We start from the raw sequence: 22,551 nt of genomic DNA on the forward strand, positions 1-22,551 counted from the left end.
AAGGTCACTCTGACCAAGTCATTAAAACGTGTCAACCCCGGCACGCTGCGCGGCGGGTCCCCGAACGCTCAGGTCGGAGCGGGTGCGGCGTCGAAACCTGGTCGTGACCAAAGTTTCTGCAGGTCACCACTTGACGGGTGCGCGGAGTCACATCTAGCGTCCTTCGCAACATCCTGTTAAAACGTTTTTTATGTATCGGACACACACGAGTCCAGACGAGGAGGGTGGCGCGTGGATGCAGAGACCCCGCCGACCCCGCCGACACTGGCGCTGGTCAACGTAGGTAAAGCGTTCGGCGCCGTGCAGGCCCTGCAGGGCGTCACCCTCGAACTCCACGCGGGCGAAGTGCACGCGCTGGCGGGGGAGAACGGCGCCGGGAAGTCCACCATCGTAAAAACGTTCGCAGGCGTGCACCGCCCCGATTCGGGCGAAGTGCGGCTGGACGGCGAACCGGTGGTCTTCGGCGGCCCGGCCGACGCGCAGCAGGCGGGCGTCGCGGTGATCTACCAGGAGCCGACCCTGTTCCCCGACCTGTCGGTCGGCGAGAACATCTTCATGGGGCGCCAGCCCCGCACCGGCCTGGGCCGGATCGACCGCCGCGCCATGCACGCCGCCGCGGCCGAACTGTTCACCCGGCTGGGCGTCCCGCTGGACCCGCAGCAGCCCGCCCGCGGCCTGTCCATCGCCGACCAGCAGGTGGTCGAGATCGCCAAGGCCATCTCCCGGGACGCCCGGGTGCTGATCATGGACGAGCCCACCGCCGCGCTCACCGGCCAGGAGGTGGCCCGGCTCTTCACGGTCACCCGCACGCTGCAGAGCCAGGGCTGCGCGATCCTGTTCATCTCGCACCGGCTGGAGGAGATCTTCGAGCTGTGCCAGCGGGTGACGATCCTGCGCGACGGCCGGTGGATCACCAGCGAGCCGCTGGCCGGGCTGACCGCCGACGACCTGGTGCGGCGGATGGTCGGCCGCGAGCTGTCCGCGCTCTACCCCAAGCAGGACGTCGTCCCCGGCGAGGTCGCGCTGGAGGTCTCCCGGCTCACCCGCGAGGGCGTCTTCACCGACGTCTCCTTCCAGGTGCGCCGCGGTGAGATCGTCGCGCTGGCCGGGCTGGTCGGGGCCGGCCGCAGCGAGGTGGCCCGCGCGATCTTCGGCGTCGACCGGCGGGACGCCGGTGAGGTCAAGGTGAACGGCCGCGGGATCACCGGCGCCGGCCCCACCGCGGCCATGGACGCCGGGCTGGCCCTGGTCCCCGAGGACCGGCGGCAGCAGGGCCTGGTGATGGACATGTCCATCGAGCGCAACATGGGCCTGACCCAGCTGCCCGCGCTGCGCCGCGCCGGCAGGCTCGGGCCGCTGCTCTCCCGCAAGGTGGAGCGCGACCGCGCCCGCGGCTGGGCGGAGCGGCTGCAACTGAAGTTCTCCCAGCTGAGCGACGCGGTCGGCGTCCTGTCGGGCGGCAACCAGCAGAAGGTGGTGCTGGCCAAGTGGCTGGCCACCGACCCGGCGGTGCTCATCGTGGACGAGCCGACCCGCGGCATCGACGTGGGCACCAAGTCCGAGGTGCACCGGCTGCTGTCCGAACTCGCCGGCCGGAACCTGGCGGTGCTGATGATCTCCTCCGACCTGCCCGAGGTGCTCGGCATGGCCGACCGGGTGCTGGTCATGCACGAGGGCCGCCTGGTCGCCGAGATCCCCCGGGCGGAGGCCACCGAGGAGTCGGTCATGGCCGCCGCCACCGGACAGAACGGGAAGGCAGCGGCATGACGGCGCACCACGCCAAACCCTCCAACCGCGGCAGCCTGGTCGATCTGGTGCTGCGCGCCCGCGAGCTGAGCATCTTCGTCGCGCTCGTGCTCCTGGTGGTCATCACCACCCTGGTCAACCCCCGGTTCCTGTCGGCCCAGGGCGTGGAGGACATCTTCCTCAACGCCTCGATCCTGGCGCTGCTGGCGGTCGGGCAGACCCTGGTGGTCATCACCCGCAACATCGACCTGTCGGTCGGCTCGGTGATCGGCCTGGTCGCCTTCGTGGTGGGCGACTTCGTCTCCGGCACCGACCACGGCGTGCTCGTGGCGGTGCTGCTGGGCGTGGCGATCGGCGCCGGCTGCGGCCTGGTGAACGGGCTGCTGGTCAGCTTCCTGCAGGTCCCGGCGCTGGTGGTCACCCTCGGCACGCTGTACGTGGTGCAGGGCGTCAACCACTACATCGCGCACGGCCGGCAGATCAACGCGGCCGAGGTGCCGTCGGCGATCCTCGGCCTGGGCAACGGCGACATCCTCGGCATCCCCTACCTGCCGCTCATCACCGTGGCCGTGATGCTCCTGGTCGGCTACTACCTGCGGGCCTACCCGTCGGGCCGGGAGTTCTACGCGATCGGCTCCAGCCCGGAGGCGGCCCGCCTGGCGGGCGTGCCGATCCGGCGCCGGGTGCTCGCCGCCTACGTGGCCGGCGGTGTGCTGGCCGGCCTGGCCGGGGTGCTCTGGCTGGCCCGCTTCGGCACCGTCATCGCGGACCCGGCCAAGGGCTGGGAACTGCGGGTGGTCGCCGCGGTCGTGGTCGGCGGCGTGGCCATCGTCGGCGGGGTCGGCTCGGTGTACGGGGCGGCCCTGGGCGCCCTGCTGATCACCACCATCGGCAGCGTGCTGGTGGTGCTGAAGATCAACTCGTTCTGGCAGGAGGCCATCATCGGCCTGCTGCTGCTCCTGGCGATCAGCGCGGACCGGGTGGTGGCGCTGCGGGTCGCCCAGGTGCTGCGGAAACGTAACGCGGCCGCCCGAACATCGCCCGCGCCCGCCGCGGGCGAGCGGGAGCCGGTGAACGGAGTGAGCCGATGAAGACGTCCGCACTCGGACAGATCGTCCGCTGGGACGTGGTCGTCACGATCCTGCTGATCGCGGTGTTCTTCGGCGGGGCCGGGCTGTCCCCGGACTTCGCCAACACCGACAACCTGTCCTTCGCGCTCAGCGACCTCGGCGAGATCGCGCTGATCGCGCTGCCCATGACGCTGCTGGTGGTCTGTGGCGAGGTGGACCTGTCGGTGGCGTCGGTGCTCGGCCTGTGCAGCGCGCTGACCGGCTCGCTGTGGGACGCGGGCTGGACCTTCGAGACGATCGTCCCGGCGGTCGTGCTCGTCGGCGTGCTCTGCGGCCTGCTCAACGGGCTGCTGGTCACCCGGCTCGGCCTGCCGTCGCTGGCGGTCACCATCGGCACGCTCAGCCTGTACCGGGGCCTGGCCTACGTGGTGCTGGGCACCGAGGCGATCTCGGAGTTCCCGCAGCAGTACGCCGACCTGGCGGTGCAGACCGTGCCGGGGACACCGATCCCGTACCCGGTGGCGCTGTTCGTCCTGCTCGCGGTGATCACCGCCCTGGTGCTGCACTCCACCGGCCTCGGCCGGTCGCTGTTCGCCATCGGGTCCCAGGAGGAGGCGGCCTTCTTCGCCGGCGTCCGGGTCAAGCGGATCAAGCTCGTGCTGTTCGTGGTGTCCGGGGTGGTGGCCGCGTTCGCCGGCGTGATCTACACGCTGCGGTACGGCAGCGCCCGGGCCGACAACGGCGCGGGCCTGGAACTCGCGGTGATCGCCGCGGTGCTGCTCGGCGGGGTGGACTTCGACGGCGGCAAGGGCACCCTCGGCGGCGTGATCGCCGGGGTGCTGCTCATCGGCCTGCTGCGCAACCTGCTCATGCTCAACGACGTCGCCACCGAGATTCAGTCCATCGTCACCGGGCTGCTGCTGATCGTCTCGGTGGTCACCCCACGGCTGATCGTCTCGATCCGGGCGGCCCGGTCCAGACGCCGGAGCGCCGCGGTCGCGGCCTCCTAGCGGTTCTTCATCTCCCACCCCTCACGGAAGTCTCGAAAGGCAGAGATCATGTCCCAGCGTTCCTTCGCCCCGCGCCGGGCGGCGAGGTCCTTCGCGGCCATCGCCACCGCGGGCGTGCTGGCCCTCGGGCTGGCCGCCTGTGGCGGTACCACCAAGGACTCCGGCTCCAGCTCCGGCGGGTCCGCCGGCACCGGGTCCGCCGCCTCGGCGAACCCCAACGCGCCGATCAAGGAGGGCCTGAAGCTCGCCTTCCTGCCCAAGCAGATCAACAACCCGTACTCCACGATCGTCAACAACTCCGGCATCGCGGCGGCCAAGGAGTACAAGGGCGAGGCCAAGGAGGTCGGCCCGTCCGACGCGTCCGCGTCCTCCCAGGTCTCCTACATCAACACGCTGATCCAGCAGCGCCAGGACGCCATCCTGATCGCGGCCAACGACGCCAACGCCGTCTGCGGGCCGCTCAAGCAGGCCATGTCCCGCAACATCAAGATCGTCGCCTATGACTCCGACACCAACCCGGACTGCCGCGACATCTTCATCAACCAGGCCAGCTCCGAAGAGGTCGGCCGCAGCCAGGTGAAGCTGCTGGCCGAGCAGATCGGCCACAAGGGTGAGATCGCCGTCCTGTCGGCCACGGCCAACGCGACGAACCAGAACACCTGGATCAAGTACATGCAGGAGGAGCTGAAGAAGCCCGAGTACAAGGACATGAAGCTGGTCAAGATCGCCTACGGCGACGACGACGACCAGAAGTCCTTCCAGCAGACCCAGGGCCTGCTCCAGGCGTACCCGAACCTCAAGGGCATCATCTCGCCGACCACCGTGGGCGTCGCCGCCGCGGCCCGGTACATCTCCGGCACCAAGTACAAGGGCAAGGTCGTGCTGACCGGCCTGGGCACGCCGAACCAGATGCGCAAGTTCATCAAGGACGGCACCGTCGCCAAGTTCGCCCTGTGGAACCCCAAGGACCTGGGCTACCTGGCCTCCTACGCCGCCGCCGCGCTGGCGTCCGGCCAGATCACCGGCGCCCAGGGCGAGAAGCTCAAGGCCGGCCGGCTCGGCGAGCGCACCATCGGCGCGAACGGCGAGATCGTCCTCGGCCCGCCCTTCACCTTCGACAAGAGCAACATCGACGAGTTCGACTTCTGACCGTCCGTCCCGTCCCCGGCGCGCGCCGCCGGGGACGGGGCCCGGGGGGATCCCATGCGCCGTGTCTGTTTCCTGCTGAAAGTCCGCCAGGACCGGCTGGCCGAGTACCGCCGCCGGCACGCCGAGGTCTGGCCCGACATGCTCGCCGCGCTGCGCGACACCGGCTGGCACAACTACTCGCTCTTCCTCCGCGAGGACGGGCTGCTGGTCGGCTACCTGGAGACCAACGACTTCCAGGCCGCGCTCGACGGCATGGCCCGCACCGAGGTGAACGCCCGGTGGCAGGCGGAGATGGCGCCGTTCTTCGAGGACCTCGACGGCCGCCACCCCGACGAGGGGATGGCGCCGCTCACCGAGGTCTTCCACCTTGACTGAACACTCGGGGAAGAGGAATCCATGACTGACATCGGGGCGGTGAAGGAGACCCTGCGCGCCCAGCGCATCGAGACGCCCTCCTGGGCGTACGGGAACTCCGGCACCCGTTTCAAGGTCTTCGCCCAGCAGGGCGTGCCGCGCACCCCGCAGGAGAAGATCGACGACGCCGCGACGGTGCACCGCTACACCGGTGTCGCGCCCACCGTGGCGCTGCACATCCCCTGGGACCGGGTCGACGACTACGCCGCCCTGGCCGACCACGCCCGGAACGCCGGCATCACCCTGGGGGCGATCAACTCCAACGTCTTCCAGGACGACGACTACATGCTGGGCAGCGTCACCAACCCCGACCCGGCGGTGCGCAAGAAGGCGCTGAACCACCTGCTGGAGTGCGTCGACATCATGGACGCCACCGGCTCGCGCGACCTGAAGCTGTGGTTCTCCGACGGCACCAACTACCCGGGCCAGGACGACGTCCGGGAACGCCAGGACCGGCTGGCCGAGGCCCTGTCGGCGGTGTACGACCGGCTCGGCGACGACCAGCGCCTGCTGCTGGAGTACAAGCTCTTCGAGCCCGCCTTCTACACCACCGACGTGCCGGACTGGGGCACCGCCTACGCGCACTGCCTGCGACTCGGCCCCAAGGCCGTGGTGTGCGTGGACACCGGCCACCACGCCCCCGGCACCAACATCGAGTTCATCGTGGCGGTCCTGCTGCGCGAGGGGAAGCTCGGCGCGTTCGACTTCAACTCCCGCTTCTACGCCGACGACGACCTGATGGTCGGCGCCGCCGACCCGTTCCAGCTGTTCCGGATCATGCACGAGGTCGTCCGGGGCGGCGGGCTGGGCCCGCAGGTGGCCTTCATGCTCGACCAGTGCCACAACATCGAGCCCAAGATCCCCGGCCAGATCCGCTCGGTGATGAACGTCCAGGAGGCCACCGCCAAGGCGCTGCTGGTGGACGCGGACGCGCTGCGCGCCGCCCAGCGCTCCGGTGACGTGCTCGGCGCCAACGCGGTGCTGATGGACGCCTACAACACCGACGTGCGCCCGCTGCTCGCCGAACTGCGCGAGGAGATGGGCCTGGACCCCGACCCGATGGCCGCCTACCGCCGCTCCGGATACGCCGAGCGGATCGTCGCCGAGCGCGTCGGTGGCACCGCCGCCGGCTGGGGCGCCTGAACCACCCGCTACCCGAAGGAGCGTTTCCATGACCGGCACCCCGCCCGAGGTGGAGCAGCTGCTCGACCGGGCGCACGCCCTCGGCGCCGACCCGCGCAACACCAACTACGCGGGCGGCAACGCCTCGGCCAAGGGCACCGTCACCGACCCGGTGACCGGTACCGCCGCCGAGCTGATGTGGGTGAAGGGATCGGGCGGTGACCTCGGCACGCTGAAGGCGGCCGGGCTGGCCGTGCTGCGGCTGGACCGGCTGCGCGCCCTCGTCGACGTCTACCCCGGCGTCGAGCGCGAGGACGAGATGGTCGCCGCGTTCGACTACTGCCTGCACGGCCGGGGCGGCGCCGCCCCGTCGATCGACACCGCCATGCACGGCCTGGTGGACGCCGTCCACGTGGACCACCTGCACCCCGACTCCGGCATCGCGATCGCCACCGCCGCCGACGGCGAGGAGCTCACCCACCGGATCTTCGGCGACCGGGTGGCGTGGGTGCCCTGGCGGCGCCCCGGCTTCCAGCTCGGCCTGGACATCTCCGCCATCAAGGCCGCCAACCCGCAGGCCATCGGGGTCATCCTCGGCGGGCACGGCGTCACCGCCTGGGGCGACACCAGCGCCGAGTGCCAGGCCAACTCCCTGGAGATCATCCGCACCGCCGAGGCGTACATCGCCGAGCACGGCCGGCCGGACCCGTTCGGGTCGGTGGTGTACGCCACCCTGCCGGAGGCCGAGCGGCGCGCCCGCGCCGCAGCGCTGCTCCCGCTGGTCCGCGGGCTGGCCTCCACCGACCGGCCGCAGGTCGGCCACTACACCGACACCCCCGAGGTGCTCGACTTCGTCTCCCGCTCCGAGCACCCCCGGCTGGCCGCGCTCGGCACGTCCTGCCCGGACCACTTCCTGCGCACCAAGGTCGCCCCGCTGGTGCTCGACCTGCCGCCGGACGCCCCGCTGGAGCAGGTGGCCGAGCGGCTGCGCGAGCTGCACGCCGAGTACCGGGACGACTACCGGGCCTACTACGAGCGGCACGCCACCCCGGACTCCCCGCCGCTGCGCGGGGCCGACCCGGCGATCGTGCTGGTGCCCGGCGTCGGCATGTTCAGCTTCGGCGCCAACAAGCAGACCGCCCGGGTCGCCGGCGAGTTCTACGTCAACGCCATCAACGTGATGCGCGGCGCCGAGGCCCTGTCGTCGTACGCGCCGATCGACGAGGCCGAGAAGTTCCGCATCGAGTACTGGGAGCTGGAGGAGGCCAAGCTCCGCCGGATGCCCAAGCCGAGGCCGCTGGCCACCCGGGTGGCGCTGGTCACCGGCGGCGGCTCCGGGATCGGCCGGGCCACCGCGCTGCGGCTGGCCGCCGAGGGCGCCTGCGTCGTGGTCGCCGACCGGGACGCCGCCGCGGCCGAGAAGGTCGCCACGGAACTCGGCGGTCCCGACGTCGCCGTCGCGGTCACCGTGGACGTGACCTCCGAGGAGCAGATCGCCGCCGCGTTCCAGGCCGGGGTGCTGGCCTTCGGCGGGGTGGACCTGGTGGTCAACAATGCCGGGCTGTCGATCTCCAAGCCGCTGCTGGAGACCACCGCCGCCGACTGGGACCTCCAGCACGACGTGATGGCCAAGGGCTCCTTCTTGGTCTCCCGCGCCGCCGCCCAGATCATGACCGAGCAGGGGATGGGCGGCGACATCGTCTACATCTCCAGCAAGAACGCGGTCTTCGCCGGCCCCAACAACGTCGCCTACGGCGCCGCCAAGGCCGACCAGGCGCACCAGGTCCGGCTGCTGGCCGCCGAGCTCGGCGAGCACGGCGTCCGGGTGAACGGGATCAACCCCGACGGCGTCGTCCGCGGCTCCGGCATCTTCGCCGGCGGCTGGGGCGCCAAGCGGGCCGCCGTATACGGCGTCGAGGAGGAGAAGCTCGGCGAGTTCTACGCCCAGCGCACCCTGCTCAAGCGCGAGGTGCTGCCCGAGCACGTCGCCGCCGCCGTCTTCGCCCTCACCGGCGGGGACCTGACCCACACCACCGGGCTGCACATCCCGGTGGACGCCGGCGTGGCCGCCGCCTTCCTGCGGTAGCCGCGCCCCTGATCGGACGGGGCCGTCGCCTGGCCGCGCAGGAGCCGCGGCGGCCCCGTTCCCACCACCCCTGGAGGAGCAGACGATGACCGAAACCACCATCCCCTCCCGCGTCAAGGTGGGTCTGGTCGCCGGCGGGCTGGGCGCCTACTGGCCCCAGTTCCCCGACCTGCTCCCGCAACTGCGCCGCTCGGCCGAGCGCGTCTCGGAGCGGATGCGCGAGCTGGGCGCCGACGTCGTGGACGTCGGGTTCATCTCCGACGCGCAGGAGGGTGCCGCCGCCGCCGAGAAGCTCCGCGCCGCCGGCTGCGACATCATCGTCGGCTTCCTGACCACCTACATGACCGCCACCATGCTGGTGCCGGTCGCGCAGCGCGCCGACGCCCCCGTGCTGCTGATCAACCTCCAGCCGACCGAGTCGATGGACCACGCGACCTTCGACACCGGCCAGTGGCTGGCCTACTGCGGCGCCTGCCCGCTGCCGGAGATGGCCAACGCCTTCATGCGGTGCGGTGTCCCGTTCCGCTCCGTCTCGGGGTACCTGGAGGACGAGCGCGCCTGGGCGCGGATCGGCCGCTGGGTGCGCGCCGCCGGGGTCCGCGCCGCGCTGCGCCGCGGCCGGCACGGGCTGATGGGCCACCTCTACCCGGGAATGCTGGACGTCTCCACCGACCTCACCCTGGTCAGCGCCAACTTCGGCGGGCACGTCGAGGTGCTGGAGTTCGACGACCTGCGGGTGCGGGTGGAAAAGGTCACCGACGCCGAGGCCGCCGCGAAGAAGGCCCAGGCCGCGGAGATCTTCGAGCTGGCCGACTCGGTGGACGACGAGGACTTCACCTGGGCCGCCCGGGTGTCGGTCGGCCTCGACCGCCTGGTCGAGGACTTCGAGCTCGACAGCCTGGCCTACTACCACCGCGGGCTGGACGGCGAGATCCACGAGCGGCTCGGCGCCGGCATGATCCTGGGTGCCTCGCTGCTCACCGCCCGGGGCGTCCCCGCGGCGGGCGAGTACGAGCTGCGCACCTCCCTGGCCATGCTGATCATGGACCGGCTGGGCGGCGGCGGCTCGTTCACCGAGCTGCAGGCCCTGGACTTCCACCGGGGCCACGTCGAGATGGGCCACGACGGGCCCGCCCACCTGGCCATCAGCGACGCCAAGCCGCTGCTGCGCGGCTTGGGCGTCTACCACGGCAAGCGCGGCTACGGCGTGTCGGTCGAGTTCGACGTCAAGCACGGCCCCGTCACCGCGTTCGGCGTCATCCAGCGCCGCGACGGGTCCTTCGCGTTCGTCGCCTCCGAGGGCGAAGTCGTGGACGGCCCGCTGCTGGAGATCGGCAACACCACCTCGCGGGTCGACTTCGGCTGCGACCCGGGGGAGTGGACCGACGCCTGGAGCGCCACCGGGATCTCCCACCACTGGGCGCTGGGCACCGGGCACCGGACCGCCGACCTGCGCGCCCTGGCCGACCTCATGCGGGTCGAGCTCGTCGAGGTCAACCCCTAGAACGGCGCATGCCTGGGGAGTCCTCCCCGGGCGGGCGGCCCGTCCCGTACCCGCCACGAGTCTCGCCGGTCGTGCCCGCACCCGCGGAAACGGCCTCCCGCGGGGAGTGCACCGCACCTCCCGCGGCCGGTCGTGCCCGCACCAGCGGAGGCGGCGCGGGACCCCGATCGCCCCAACCCTCGATCCGCCACGGCCCCGCGGCGAAAGGAACGGTCGTCCTCCCGCCGCGTTTTGCTGGAACACCCCTGAGGAGAACATCCTTGAACACCGAAGAGCGCGGCTTCACCCGCCGCCGCGTCCTCCAGGCCGGCACCGCCGCCGGCGCCGGCCTGGCCCTCACCTGGGGCACCCCCCTGAACCCCGCCACCGCCGACGCGTCCGTGCCCGCCGACCGGTTCGTCCGGCCCGGCGCGGCCGTCCGGCCCAAGTTCCGCTGGTGGTGGCCGGACGGCCACATCGACCCCGCCGAGATCCGCCGGGAGATCGACCAGATCGCCGACGCCGGGTTCGGCGGCGCCGAGATCGTCGCGGTGCACCACAGCATCCGCGACAAGTCGGTCCTCGACCCGATCAAGCACGGCTGGGGCACCCCGGCGTGGAACGCGGGGGTCGAAGCCGCCCTGGAGCAGGCCAAGCGGCGCGGGATCACCGTCGACCTCACCATCGGCCCCGCCTGGCCCGCCGCCGTGCCGACCCTCACCCCCGACAGCCCCGCCGCCGTCAAGGAACTGGCCTACGGCAGCGCCGAAGTGGCCGGCGGCACCACCTACGGCGGCCCGGTGCCGGCCGCCGTGGTCGCCCCCGAGCACGGTGTGACGCAGCAGAAACTGCTGCTCGTCCAGGCCGTCCGGCTCGACCCGGCCCTGTCCACCAAGGACGAGACCGGGCTGGCGGCGGACTCCGTCCAGGACGTGACCGGCCGGGTGACCGGCGACCGGATCGAGTGGACCGCTCCCGCCGACGGGACCTGGCTGCTGCTGGCCTACTGGGAGCGCGGCTCCGGCCAGACCCCCGAGTCCGGCCCGCACACCAGCCCCGAGTCCTCCGTGGTCGACCACTTCAGCCGGGCCGGCACCCAGGCGGTCATCGACTTCTGGGAGTCCCGGCTGCTGACCAAGAACATCCGCCGGCTGCTGAAGGACGCGGGCGGGGCGCTGTTCGAGGACTCCATCGAGCTGGAGACCCAGTCGCTCAACTGGACCCCGAACCTGCTCGCCGAGTTCGCGCAGCGGCGCGGCTACCGGCTGGAGCCCTACCTGCCGGTCGTCCTGCGCAACGACGAGGACCCCGTCCACACCTACGAGTCCCAGCTCACCCGGCATGTCCGGCACGACTACTGGCAGACCGTCTCCGACCTGTTCAACGAGTACCACTTCGAGCCGCTGACGAAGTGGGCGCACTCGCTGGGCCTGGAGTTCCGCGCCCAGCCGTACGGGCTGGAGACCGACTCGATCCAGAGCGCGGCGATCATCGACATCCCCGAGGGCGAGTCGCTGGGCTTCAAGAACCTCGACGACTACCGGGCGCTGGCCGGCGGCCGGGACATGGCCGGCCGGAAGATCCTGTCGTCGGAGGCCGGCGCCTACCAGGGCGGTGCCTACAACACCACCTGGGAGAAGCTGCTGCTCACCATGAACGGCGCGTACGCGGCCGGGCTCAACCAGACCGTGCTGCACGGCTTCTCCTACGCCACCGCCCCGGGCGTGAAGTGGCCGGGCTTCGCCGGGTTCACCCCCTACAACGGCGGCATCGGCTTCTCGGAGTCCTGGGGGCCGCGGCACCCGACCTGGCGGCACGTCCGGGACGTGGCCGACTACTTCGCCCGGGTGCACCAGACCACCCAGGCCGGCACCAACAAGATCGACGTGGCGGTCTTCCGGCAGAAGGGCCGCAGCAAGACCGGGCTGGGCGCCGGCTGGTTCACCGCCACCGGCATCCCGCTGGGCTGGACGCACCAGCTGGTCAGCGCACCGCTGCTCGACCTGCCCGCGGCGAAGGTGTCCGGCGGGCGGCTCGCCCCGCACGGCCCGGCCTACAAGCTGCTGGTCGTCGAGGGCGACGTGCTCGGCGGCAACGAGTGCACCCTGCCGGTCGAGGTGGCCGAGCGGCTGCTGAAGCTCACCAGGGCGGGCCTGCCGCTGCTGTTCATCGGCGACTGGTCGGCCGCGTCGGTGCCCGGCGTCGCCCGGCCCGGCGAGAACGAGAAGCTGCGCGCCCTGCTCGCCGGACTGCTCCGCCAGCCGCGGGTGCGCAACGTCCCCGACCGGGCGTCCACCCCCACCGCCCTGGCCGACCTGGGCCTGCGGCCCGACGTGGAGCACGCGCAGAGCTCCACCCTGCTGCACGCCCGCCGCACCGACGGCGACACCGACTACTACTACTTCTCCAACGGCAAGCACGCCGAGACGGTGAAGCCCCCGGTGGCCGCCATCGACCACCAGGTCACGCTGACCCGCGCCGACCGGGACGCGGTGCCGTACCGGCTGGACCCGTGGACCGGCGAGATCGAGCGCATCGCCCTCTACACCGAGGACCGCGACCGCGTCACGCTGCGGGTCGCGCTGCGCCCCGGCGAGTCGACCGTCGTCGTCCTGGCGAGCTCGCGCTGGCTCAAGGGCCGCCCGTCCCGCGACCCGCACGCCACCGCCACCGAGGCCGAGGAGATCCGCTTCGGCGTCCGCGGCCTGGTGATCCGCGGCAGCAGCGCCGGAACGTACGCGACCACGCTGTCGGACGGCCGCACCGCCCGCACCACCCTCGGCGCGGTGCCCGCCCCGATCGAACCGGCCGGCTGGACCCTGGAGGTGGACGACTTCCGCCCCGGCGCCACCCCGACCCAGACGGAGATCGCCAGGGTCTCGGTGACGCTGGACGCGCTGAAGGCGTGGCCCGACATCCCTGAGCTGGCGGACGCCTCGGGCGTCGGCCGGTACCGCACCACCGTGCACCTGCCCGAGTGGGCCGCCGACCACGGCGCCCGCCTGGAGCTGGGCGAGGTGTTCGACACCTGCCGGGTCACGGTCAACGGCCACCGGCTGCCCCCCGTCGACCCGCTCAACCCGGTGGTGGACGCCGGCCGGTACCTGCGGCGCGGCACCAACACCATCGAGGTCGAGGTCGCCACCACCCTCAACAACCGGCTCCGCGTCGCCGACCCGGCCGTCTACGGCGGGGCGTCCCGCCAGAAGTACGGCCTGCTCGGCCCGGTCCGCCTCGTCCCCTACCGGGAGGCCGGCGTCCAGCGCTGAGTGCCCGCCCCGGACACCACAGCGAAGAAGTAGCGGCGGGAGGGCGTTGCCCCGCCCTCCCGCCCACCGAACCCCTCAGCGATCCCCGTCACAGCTGGAAAGTGAGGAATTCATGCAGGCCAGAGTACTGAAAGGCCGCCGTAACCGGGCCGTGGTCGCGCTCGGAGCGGCCGCGGTCGCCGCACCGCTGCTGCTCGCCGGGGCCCCGGCCGGTATCGCGGCCGGCCCGCCCGCCAAGCCGGGCGGCCACTCCCGCCCCTGGGAGGCCTACAACCTGTCGCCGACCAGCCGCACCCTGGCCCCGGCCACGGTCTACGGCACCGCCGGCGAGGTGACCGACCCCGGCGCGGTGCTCCGCGGCCGGCCCACCCGGCTGTCGGGCGCCGGCGCGCGCCTCACCCTCGACTTCGGCAAGGACGTCACCGGCCTGGTGACCCTCCGGTTCGCCGGCTCCGACGGCCCGCAGCGGGTCGGGCTGGCGTTCAGCGAGTCGTCGGAGTACATCGCCACCACCACCGACGCCTCCACGGGCGGCCCCCGCAGCCGGGACGGGGCGCTGTACGCCGACGTCGACGGCAGGACCACCTACACCACCCCCGCCAAGCACCTGCGCGGCGGCTTCCGCTACCTGACGATCTTCATGGAGTCGGCCGGCCGGGTCGACCTCACCGGGGTCTCGGTGCACTTCACCGCGGCGCCGGCGATGAAGAACCCCGCCGCGTACGCCAACTACTTCTACTCCAGCGACACGCTGCTCAACCGCATCTGGTACGCGGGCGCGTACACCGTCCAGCTCAACACCATCGACCCCCGCACCGGCCGGATCTGGGAGGCGCCCGCCGAGGCGTGGGACAACAGCGGCCTGGTCGGAGTCGGCGACACCATCCTCGTCGACGGCGCCAAGCGCGACCGCACGGTCTGGCCGGGCGACCTGGGCATCGAGGTCCCCGCCGCGTACGCCGCGTTCAACGACACCGTGTCGGCCCGCAACGCGCTCACCACCATCTACCAGCACCAGCGCGACACCGGCGAGCTCCCCTACGCCGGGCCGATGCTGAACAAGTACGGGTCCGACACCTACCACCTGTGGACCCTGGCCGCCACCTGGGACTACTACCTCTACACCGGCGACCGGCGCTGGCTGGACGGGGTGTGGGAGGACTACCGGCAGGCCGTCGACTTCAGCACCGCCAAGCTGAGCGAGCGCGGGCTGCTGTCGATCACCGGCACCTCCGACTCCGTGCGAATCCTGGCCAAGGGCGAGAACCTCATCGCCAACGTGCTGCTGTGGCGGGTGCTCGACACCGGGTCGCGGCTGGCCCAGACGATGGGTGACACCACCCTCGCCCGCTCCTACGCCGACCGGGCCGCCGCGCTGCGCACCGCCGTCAACACCCACATGTGGGACGAGACCGCCGGTGCGTACCGCTTCTACCCCGACTCGGCCATCCACCCGCAGGACGGCAACTCGCTCGCCGTCTGGTACGGCCTCGCCGACCAGAACAGGGCCCGGCGGATCAGCAAGGACCTCACCGGCAACTGGAACGAGGTCGCCGCCACCGCCCCCGAGAACAAGGGCAACCCCGGCGTCTTCTCCGGCTCCATGGAGGTCAACGCCCACTTCGCCGCGGGCGGCACGGCCGGCGACCAGGCCGGGGTGGACATCATCCGCCGCCAGTGGGGCTACATGCTCGACCACCCGAACGGCACCCGGAGCACCTTCTGGGAGTCGTTCCGCAACCCCGGCGACGGCTGCGTGTTCTGCAGCTCGTACGTCAGCCTGGCGCACGCCTGGGCGACCGGGCCGACCCCCGCGCTCACCTTCTACGTGCTCGGGCTGCGCCCCACCGGCACCGGCGGGCGGACCTACGACTTCGTGCCGCACACCGCCGACCTGACCTTCGCCGAGGGCCGCATCACCACCACCCGCGGCCCCGTCGAGGCGTCGTGGCGGATCGACCGGGCCCGCGGCACCTACACCGCCCGGCTCACCGCCCCGCGCGGCACCGGCGGCCGGGTCGGCGTGCCCGTCCTCGGCGCCCGGACCAAGGTCTTCGTCGACGGCCGCCTCGTCTGGGACGGCACCCGCGGCAAGGCGTACCACGCGCACACCGACGGCGAGTACGTCTACCTGGAGGGGGTCCCCTCCGGCCGGCACACGATCACCGCTCGCCGCTAGGCCGCGGCCGGGCCCGCCGGGCGGGCCCGGCCGCCTTCCCGTCACGGTTCCCACCCCTTCGACCCCCCTTTCCGGACGGCCAAGGAGCCATCTTGCGAAACCCCCTCCCCCCGCGGCGCGGCGGCCGGATCGCTGCCGTCGCCGTGGCGTTCGGCCTCGTGGTGCCGGGCACCATCCCGGCGGCGCTGGCCGACACCCCGGCCGGAGCCACCGGGCTGCGCGCCGCCGACCTCACCGAGGCCCTCGGCATCGACGACACCACCCCGCCGCTCACCTGGCGGCTGGACTCCGCCGGGCGCGGCATCCGCCAGGTCGCCTACCAGGTGCAGGCCGCCACCGGCCGGGACCGCCTGGAGCGCGGCCACCCCGACCTGTGGGACACCGGCCAGGTGAGCGGCGACCGGCAGCGGATCGACTACGCCGGCAAGAAGGTCGGCAGCCGCACCCGGGTGTACTGGCGGGTCCGGGTCTGGACCGGCGGGAAACCGTCCCGCTGGTCCTCGCCCGCCTGGTTCGAGACCGGCCTGACCGGCTCCACCGACTGGACCGGCCAGTGGATCACCCACCCCGACTGGCGGTTCAAGGACAAGCAGCCCTCACCGGTCGAGGTGAAGGTCCCGGCCACCACCGCCCGGTACGTCCGGATCGACGTGACCAGGCTCGGCCTGCCCACGGTGGAGCAGCTGCCCGACCGCACCTGGCGGCTGCAGCTCGCCGAGATCGAGGTCCGCGGCCCCGACGGCACCAACCACGCCGCCGGGACGACCATGACGCCCTCCGACACCGGCGGCAACGTCAACCGCGTCTGGGCACCCCGCTACGTGACCGACGGCACCCAGACCACCAACCAGGGCTTCGCCGGCTGGTCCAGCTCGGCCTACCCCGGCCCGGACGTGTCCGGCACGCCCATCGTCCTCACCCTCGACCTGAAGTCCGCCCAGACCTTCGACCGGGTGCTGCTCTACCCGCGCACCGACGCCCCCGCCGAGGGCGGCCGGGTGCCCTACGCCCCGGTGGACTTCTCGGTCTCCGCGGCCGACGACACGGCCGGGCCGTTCACCCGGCTGGCCGCGGTCGAGGACCAGGAGCCGCCCGCCTCCCCGGTGCCGCCCGCCATGCCGATCTTCGCCCGGGACTTCGCCCTCCCGGCCGGGGTCCGCTCCGCCCGGCTGTACGTGACCGGGCTGGGCGTCTACGAGGCCAGCCTCAACGGCCGCCGGATCGGGGACGCGGTGCTGGAACCGGCCAACACCGGCTTCCAGGACCGGGTCTCCTACGCCACCTACGACGTGACGAAGCTGCTGCGCCGCGGCGCCAACACCCTCGGCGTCGAGCTGGGCAACGGGGCCGCCAACGTCATCTCCACCCCCGACCGGTACCGCAAGTTCGCCGCCACCCTGAGCGACCCCAAGCTGATGGCCCAGCTGGAGGTCACCCTCGCCGACGGCCGGGTGCAGCGGATCACCAGCGGTGACGGCTGGCGGACCACCCTCGGCCCCACCACCTTCTCCAACTGGTACGGCGGCGAGGACTACGACGCCCGGCTGGAGCGTCCCGGCTGGGACCGCCCCGGCGCGAGCCGGAGCGGCTGGGCCCCGGCGGTCACCGTCGGCGCGCCCGGCGCGGCCACCGTGCTCAGCGGGCGCGCCGCCGAACCCGTCCGGGTGATCGAGACCCTGCGTGGGAAGAAGGTCGGGTCCGGCGACGGCTACCAGGTCTTCGACCTCGGCCGGAACATCGCCGGCTGGCCCGAGCTGACCATCGACGCCCCCGCCGGCACCGCGGTCCGGATCTACCCGGCGGAAAGCCTCAAGGACGGCCGGCCCTACCAGTCGGCGAGCAACGTCGGCGCGCCGCTCTGGGACCAGTACACCGCCCGGGGCGGCCGGGGCGCCGAGACCTGGCACCCGCGGTTCTCCTACCACGGCTTCCGCTACCTGGAGGTGCGCGGCCCGCTGCCCGCGGGCGCCACGGTGTCGGTGCGCGGCCACGTGCTGCACGCCGACAACGTCTCGGCCGGGAGCTTCTCCTCCTCCAACGAGCTGATCGACGGCATCCACGGCCTCGTCCGCCGGGCCATCGAGGGCAACATGATGAGCATCTTCACCGACTGCCCCAGCCGGGAGAAGCTCGGCTGGCTGGAGCAGAACCACCTGGTCCACGGCGCCCTGGCGGGCAACTACGACGTGCACGCCCAACTGCGCAAGGTCGTCCAGGACATGGCGGACGCGCAGACCGAGACCGGGCTCATCCCCTCGACGGTGCCCGACTACACGGTGCTGTCCGGTTCCTACCGGGACGACTCCAACTGGGGCGGCGCGTTCGTGGTGGTGCCCTGGCAGCTCTACCGGGCCTACGGCGACACCGAGACCATGCGCGTCCACTACGCGGCGATGAAGAAGTACGTCCAGCACCTGGAGGGCCGGGTGACCGGCGGCCTCACCGACTACACGCTCGGCGACTGGATCACCCCCGACCGGACCTTCCCCAAGCTGGCCTCCGGCACCTACGGGTACTGGCGGGTCGTCGACACGATGTCCCGGATCGCCGGCACCATCGGCGAGCAGGACGACGCCCAGGCGTACCGGGCCAAGGCCGACACCAGCGCCAAGGCGCTGTCGGACAAGCTGTACGACCCGGCCACCGGCACCTTCGGCGGCGGCGGCATGGGCGCCGAGGCACTGGCCCTGGACATGGGCGCCGTCCCCGCCGACCAGCGGCAGCGGCTCCTGGACCACCTGGTGGGCAGCATCGAGCAGGCGGGCTGGCACCTGCTGCTCGGCGAGATCTCGCTGCCCTCCGCGTTCCGGGTGCTCTCCCAGGCCGGCCGCGACGACGTCATCTACAAGATCGCCACGCGGACCGACAGCCCCAGCTACGGCTACCAGGTCGTGAACGGCAACACCGCGCTCGGCGAGATGTGGGACGGCGGCAGCGGGCAGTCGCAGAACCACTTCATGCTCGGGTCGATCGACTCGTGGTTCACCGAGCGGCTGGCCGGCATCGAGCAGGCCCCCACCTCGATCGGCTACCGCGAACTGCGGATCGCCCCGTCCGTGGTGGGCGACCTCACCCGCGCCGCCGGCACCCGGCGCACCCCGTACGGCGAGGTGCGCACCGCCTGGACCAGGAAGGGCGACGAGTTCCGGCTCACCGTGACCGTGCCCCCCGGCAGCACCGCCACCGTGCACGTGCCGCTGCTGGCCGCGGGAGCGAAGGCCACCGCCCACCCGGCGGCGACCCGCGGCCCGGTGTCCGGTTCCGAGGCCGTCTACACGGTCGGGTCGGGCAGCTGGACCTTCACCTCCGGCTGACCGTTTTCCCCGGGCGCGCCACGGCGCGCCCGGGGCCCTCACCGGGAGGCCGAGGCCGGTTCACGGCCGGGGGCCTCCCCGCAAAGCCGACGTGCGGCTCGGGGGAGCGCGCGTCGATCCGGGCGCCGGGCCATCAGGCCCGGCGCCCGGCCCTTTCCGGCGGGAAGCCGCCGCACGCCGGGCCCGGTGCGGCGACCTTCCGGAAGGCACGTGGATCGGCTGGTGCTCGCCCGGCCGCGCGGGATCGGCGCGGCCGGGCGAGCGGGGTGCGCGGTCCGGGTCAGGCGTCGGCGGGTTTCGGGGTGGGGCCCGCCTCGGATCCGGTGTCCGTGACCCCGGCCACGTAGTGGACGCCGCGCAGCGACAGCGCCGCGAACGCGATGAGGCACACGGCGACGATCCAGATCCCGGGGCTGAGCGTGGAACCCGTTGCCGCCACCAGGAGCGCGGCGACGAAGGGCGCGATGCCGCTGCCGAACACCGTCCCGATGTTCTGGCCGAAGTTCGCCCCGGTGTAGCGGACCCGGGCCGGGAAGTGCTCGGCGATGTAGGTGAAGGCGGGCGCCTGCACCAGCGCGCCCAGCGAGCCGAACACGCCCATGACGAGCGCCAACTGGAGGACGCCGCTCGCCGTCGAGATCAGGTGCAGTACGGGGAAGGAGACGACGAGGTACCCGCACAGCACGCCGACGAGGACCCGGCGCTGGCCGAACCGGTCGGTCAGCCGCCCCGACAGCGGGGAGAGCAGGGCCATCGGGATGCCGGTCAGCGCCGTGGCCAGGAAGACCTGCTCGCCGGGGATGTCACGCTCGCCCACCAGGTAGGACGTGAACCAGATCGCGACGTTGGGCGCCCCGTTCGCGGCCATCGCGATACCGCCGGCGATGAGCAGGTTGCGCCGGTGCCTGACGAGCACCTCGCGCAGCGGGGTGCGGACGACCTCCCGGTGCGCGACCACCTCGGCGAACTCGGGGGAGTCCTCCAGCCGCGACCGGATCACCAGGGCGAGGAGGGTGAGCGGCCCGGCGATGAGGAAGGCGATCCGCCACCCGTACGACTCCATGGCCTCCGAGCCGAGGGTGCCCGCGAGGATCGCGGCGACGATGGAGCTCAGGGACCCTCCCATCATCGCGCCCATCGGCGTCAGCGAGGCCATGAGGACCCGCCGCGACCGGGGGACGGACTCCAGCACGTAGGTGATCGAGCCGAGCATCTCGCTGCCCGCGGAAACCCCCTGCCCGAGCCGCAGGACCACCAGGAGGATCGGGGCCAGGACGCCGATGGTCTCGTAGGTCGGGAGCACCGCGACCAGGGTGCTGCACGCCCCCATCAGGAGCACGCTGAGGACGAGCGCGTTCCGCCGCCCGTACCGGTCCCCGAACCGCCCGAAGAGGATGCCGCCGACGGGCCGGGCGACGAAGCCCGCCCCGAAGACGGCGAGCCCGGTGAGCAGCGAGGTCGAGGGGTTGTCGGAGGGGAAGAAGAGCGGCGCGAAGTAGACCGTCAGCACGCCGTAGAGGGCGAAGTCGTAGTACTCGATGAACGTGCCGACGAACCCGGCGAACGCGGCTCGCCGGGCCATGGGGGGCAGGGGTTCGCGGGCGGGGGAGGGGTCTCGTCGCATGGAGTCTCCGAGCAGAGGGGGTGGGGGACTCGTCGGAAGGCGCGAAGGCCCTGGTCAGGATCGAGACGGCGATACAACCATTGATAGATATTTATAAATCTATAGAACTCAAGTGCTCGCCTGTCAAGGATCACAACCGGCGGCTGCTCGCCGGCCCCGGCGGCGCGCCGGCCGGTGATCATTGAGGATCCAGGGGGCCATGACACCTCGAAAACTCAAGGATCATGTGGTCGCCCGGGCCCCGTGCGGTGCGGCCGCGCAGGCCCGGCGCGAACCCGGCCGGGAGCCGGAGCCGATCCGGTAATTCGGCATAGAGCCCGGCGGGCCACCTGGCTACCCTGACACCGAAGTGGAGCCAAAGGGAGTCAGAGGGAGTCGTGGCGTGGGCAAGCACGGAAAGAAGGTCCAGTGCGGCATGTGCAGCGGCACCGGGAAGATCAAGACCGGCGGCAACGGCAGCGGCCAGAAACAAGAGGTCCAGTGCACCGGATGCGCCGGCAGCGGGAAGCAGGGATGAAGCCCGCCGACATCCGCCGGGCCGTACCGCGCGAGGCGTTCGTCCCCGACACGATCTGGGTCCGCCGCGCTGACGGCTGGGCGGTCCCCCTCAGCCGCCGGGACGCCCCCCGGGAGTGGGAACGCATCGTGGCCGCCGACGACGAGCCGGTGATCACGCAGGTGGACGACGGCGCCACCGGCAAGGGAACCTGGCCCACCTCCTCCGGCAGCTCCCCCGAGGTCATGGCCATCATGCTCGACGCGCTCCAGGTGCGCCCCGGCCTGCGCGTCCTGGAGATCGGCACCGGCACCGGCTACAACGCGGCCGTGCTGGCCACCATCGCCGGCCCCCGGAACGTCACCACGCTGGAGATCGACGCGACGATCGCCGAGCAGGCACGCACGGCACTCGACCGGGCCGGCCATCCGGTGCACCTCGTGGTGGCGGACGCCACGCACGGCTACCCGCCCCACGCGCCCTACGACCGGATCATCGTCACCGCCGCCGCCCACCACATCCCCTACGCCTGGATCCGCCAGACCGAACCCGGCGGCCTGATCGTGGTCCCCTGGGCACCGACCTTCCACCCCGACTGGCCCCTGTGCCGGCTGACCGTCCACCCCGACGGCACCGCAACCGGACGATTCATCGGCCCCTCGTCCTTCATGCCGCTCCGCGGCCAGCGCCTACCACAATCGGTGATCCACGACACCGAACAACGCTGGGCGGACGCAGGTGAGCCCGACTGCACCCGCTACGGCATCACCGTCACCGCCCAGGAACAACAGATCTGGCTGGACACCCCCGACACCGTCATCGCCTGACAGTCGGTCGTGCGGCTTCCCCATCGACCCTCGTGAACGCTGGGGAGACTGGCTCGACCTCGCGGGGGCCACGGTTGCGCGAGGCGTCGAGATCCGGCGTCTTCGGATCGTGTCCGAGCCGGCCACCCCATTCATCCGGTATGAGTGGGACCTCACCCAAGGCTTGAACCTTGCCGCGGGTGAGAACGTCCGATAGCTGCCTTGTAGCAAGGCGTCGGACCTCATGCTCCCGGGTAACGACCTGTGGGTTTTCGATGACCACCTCGTCGAGTTCAACCTCTTCGCCGGTGACGGTGAGTAGACCGGCCAGGAACTGTCGAAGGACCCCTGGTTAGCCGGCCTTCAGCGATGGCTTGGTGGATCCGGTCGGTGACCTCCTGGGGCTTGAGGTCGATTCCGTTGAGGCCTTCTGGTGTGAGGGGGATTTCCTCTAGGAGGTATTCGCCGCGATCGCTCTGGCTGAATTCTGGTCCGCTGCGTTCGTTGAAGTTCCAGGTTGCGATGTGGGCCAGGTAGAAGAACTGTTGCTCGCTGTTGGATTCCATGGTGTGGAGGAGGCCGGTGATTTCGGCATGGCCGACGATCTCCTCCCACACCTCGCGGTGCAGCGCGGCTTCGAGGCTCTCGTCGCTGTCTTGGACTCCGCCGCCGGGCAGGACCCAGTACGCGGGGGTGCCGTGGCGGATCCGTTTGATGGTCAGCATGGTGTGCTGTGGCGTGATCAGTACGGCGCGGACGCGTTGCTTCATGGATGCCTCATGT

15 protein-coding genes and 1 pseudogene are annotated in these 22,551 nt (G+C 71.9%); 14 read left to right on the plus strand and 2 right to left on the minus strand.

Going from position 1 to position 22,551, the window contains the following annotated elements:
• The first annotated feature begins 231 nt into the window (after window positions 1–231).
• From DPM19_RS00335 to DPM19_RS00385, 11 genes are all read left to right on the plus strand, one after another.
• The gene (locus DPM19_RS00335; RefSeq protein ID WP_111862724.1) at window positions 232–1,767 is read left to right on the plus strand and encodes a sugar ABC transporter ATP-binding protein; all 1,536 of its coding nucleotides are present in this window, start codon (window positions 232–234) and stop codon (window positions 1,765–1,767) included.
• On the plus strand, window positions 1,764–2,837 hold the full coding sequence (locus DPM19_RS00340; protein ID WP_111862725.1) for an ABC transporter permease: 1,074 nt from the start codon (window positions 1,764–1,766) through the stop codon (window positions 2,835–2,837). The genes DPM19_RS00335 and DPM19_RS00340 overlap by 4 nt, the downstream gene beginning before the upstream one ends.
• Complete coding sequence (locus DPM19_RS00345) at window positions 2,834–3,826, plus strand: ABC transporter permease (protein ID WP_111862726.1); 993 nt, start codon at window positions 2,834–2,836, stop codon at window positions 3,824–3,826. Before DPM19_RS00340 ends, DPM19_RS00345 begins: the two co-directional genes overlap by 4 nt.
• A 48-nt stretch (window positions 3,827–3,874) precedes the next feature.
• Window positions 3,875–4,975: a rhamnose ABC transporter substrate-binding protein gene (rhaS, locus tag DPM19_RS00350; RefSeq protein WP_111862727.1), complete on the plus strand. Its 1,101-nt coding sequence runs from the start codon at window positions 3,875–3,877 to the stop codon at window positions 4,973–4,975.
• A gap of 54 nt (window positions 4,976–5,029) precedes the next feature.
• The gene (locus DPM19_RS00355) at window positions 5,030–5,350 is read left to right on the plus strand and encodes an L-rhamnose mutarotase (protein WP_111862728.1); all 321 of its coding nucleotides are present in this window, start codon (window positions 5,030–5,032) and stop codon (window positions 5,348–5,350) included.
• A gap of 21 nt (window positions 5,351–5,371) precedes the next feature.
• Window positions 5,372–6,532 (plus strand): L-rhamnose isomerase, encoded by a 1,161-nt coding sequence (rhaI, locus tag DPM19_RS00360; RefSeq protein ID WP_111862729.1) that lies wholly within the window; start codon window positions 5,372–5,374, stop codon window positions 6,530–6,532.
• Between the two features lie 28 nt (window positions 6,533–6,560).
• Window positions 6,561–8,597: a bifunctional aldolase/short-chain dehydrogenase gene (locus DPM19_RS00365; RefSeq protein ID WP_111862730.1), complete on the plus strand. Its 2,037-nt coding sequence runs from the start codon at window positions 6,561–6,563 to the stop codon at window positions 8,595–8,597.
• 85 nt (window positions 8,598–8,682) lie between these two features.
• Window positions 8,683–10,101, plus strand: a complete 1,419-nt coding sequence (locus tag DPM19_RS00370; protein ID WP_111862731.1) for an L-fucose/L-arabinose isomerase family protein — start codon at window positions 8,683–8,685, stop codon at window positions 10,099–10,101.
• Between the two features lie 260 nt (window positions 10,102–10,361).
• Complete coding sequence (locus DPM19_RS00375; RefSeq protein WP_199484753.1) at window positions 10,362–13,349, plus strand: glycosyl hydrolase; 2,988 nt, start codon at window positions 10,362–10,364, stop codon at window positions 13,347–13,349.
• Window positions 13,350–13,461: 112 nt separating this feature from the next.
• Complete coding sequence (locus DPM19_RS00380; protein ID WP_146778699.1) at window positions 13,462–15,528, plus strand: alpha-L-rhamnosidase-related protein; 2,067 nt, start codon at window positions 13,462–13,464, stop codon at window positions 15,526–15,528.
• Between the two features lie 92 nt (window positions 15,529–15,620).
• Complete coding sequence (locus DPM19_RS00385; RefSeq protein WP_199484754.1) at window positions 15,621–18,842, plus strand: family 78 glycoside hydrolase catalytic domain; 3,222 nt, start codon at window positions 15,621–15,623, stop codon at window positions 18,840–18,842.
• Window positions 18,843–19,122: 280 nt separating this feature from the next.
• Here DPM19_RS00385 and DPM19_RS00390 read toward each other — a convergent pair whose 3' ends face one another.
• A complete protein-coding gene (locus tag DPM19_RS00390; protein ID WP_111862734.1) occupies window positions 19,123–20,466 on the minus strand; it encodes an MFS transporter in 1,344 nt (447 codons plus the stop codon).
• Between the two features lie 382 nt (window positions 20,467–20,848).
• Here DPM19_RS00390 and DPM19_RS36695 point away from each other — a divergent pair, with 382 nt between their 5' ends.
• The 3 genes and pseudogenes from DPM19_RS36695 (at window position 20,849) to DPM19_RS36900 (ending at window position 22,090) form a co-directional block, all read left to right on the plus strand.
• A complete protein-coding gene (locus DPM19_RS36695) occupies window positions 20,849–20,983 on the plus strand; it encodes a hypothetical protein (protein WP_267900857.1) in 135 nt (44 codons plus the stop codon).
• Window positions 20,980–21,789, plus strand: a complete 810-nt coding sequence (locus tag DPM19_RS00395; RefSeq protein WP_111862735.1) for a protein-L-isoaspartate O-methyltransferase family protein — start codon at window positions 20,980–20,982, stop codon at window positions 21,787–21,789. Before DPM19_RS36695 ends, DPM19_RS00395 begins: the two co-directional genes overlap by 4 nt.
• Window positions 21,701–22,090, plus strand: a pseudogene (locus DPM19_RS36900) (DUF6879 family protein). Before DPM19_RS00395 ends, DPM19_RS36900 begins: the two are co-directional and overlap by 89 nt.
• On the opposite strand, the gene DPM19_RS00400 reads toward DPM19_RS36900, so the two are convergent.
• On the minus strand, window positions 22,062–22,538 hold the full coding sequence (locus DPM19_RS00400; protein WP_111862736.1) for an NUDIX hydrolase: 477 nt from the start codon (window positions 22,536–22,538) through the stop codon (window positions 22,062–22,064). The pseudogene DPM19_RS36900 and the gene DPM19_RS00400 overlap by 29 nt on opposite strands.
• Window positions 22,539–22,551 lie beyond the last annotated feature (13 nt).

Source organism: Actinomadura craniellae (genome assembly GCF_003289645.1).
Lineage (GTDB): Bacteria > Actinomycetota > Actinomycetes > Streptosporangiales > Streptosporangiaceae > Actinomadura_D > Actinomadura_D craniellae.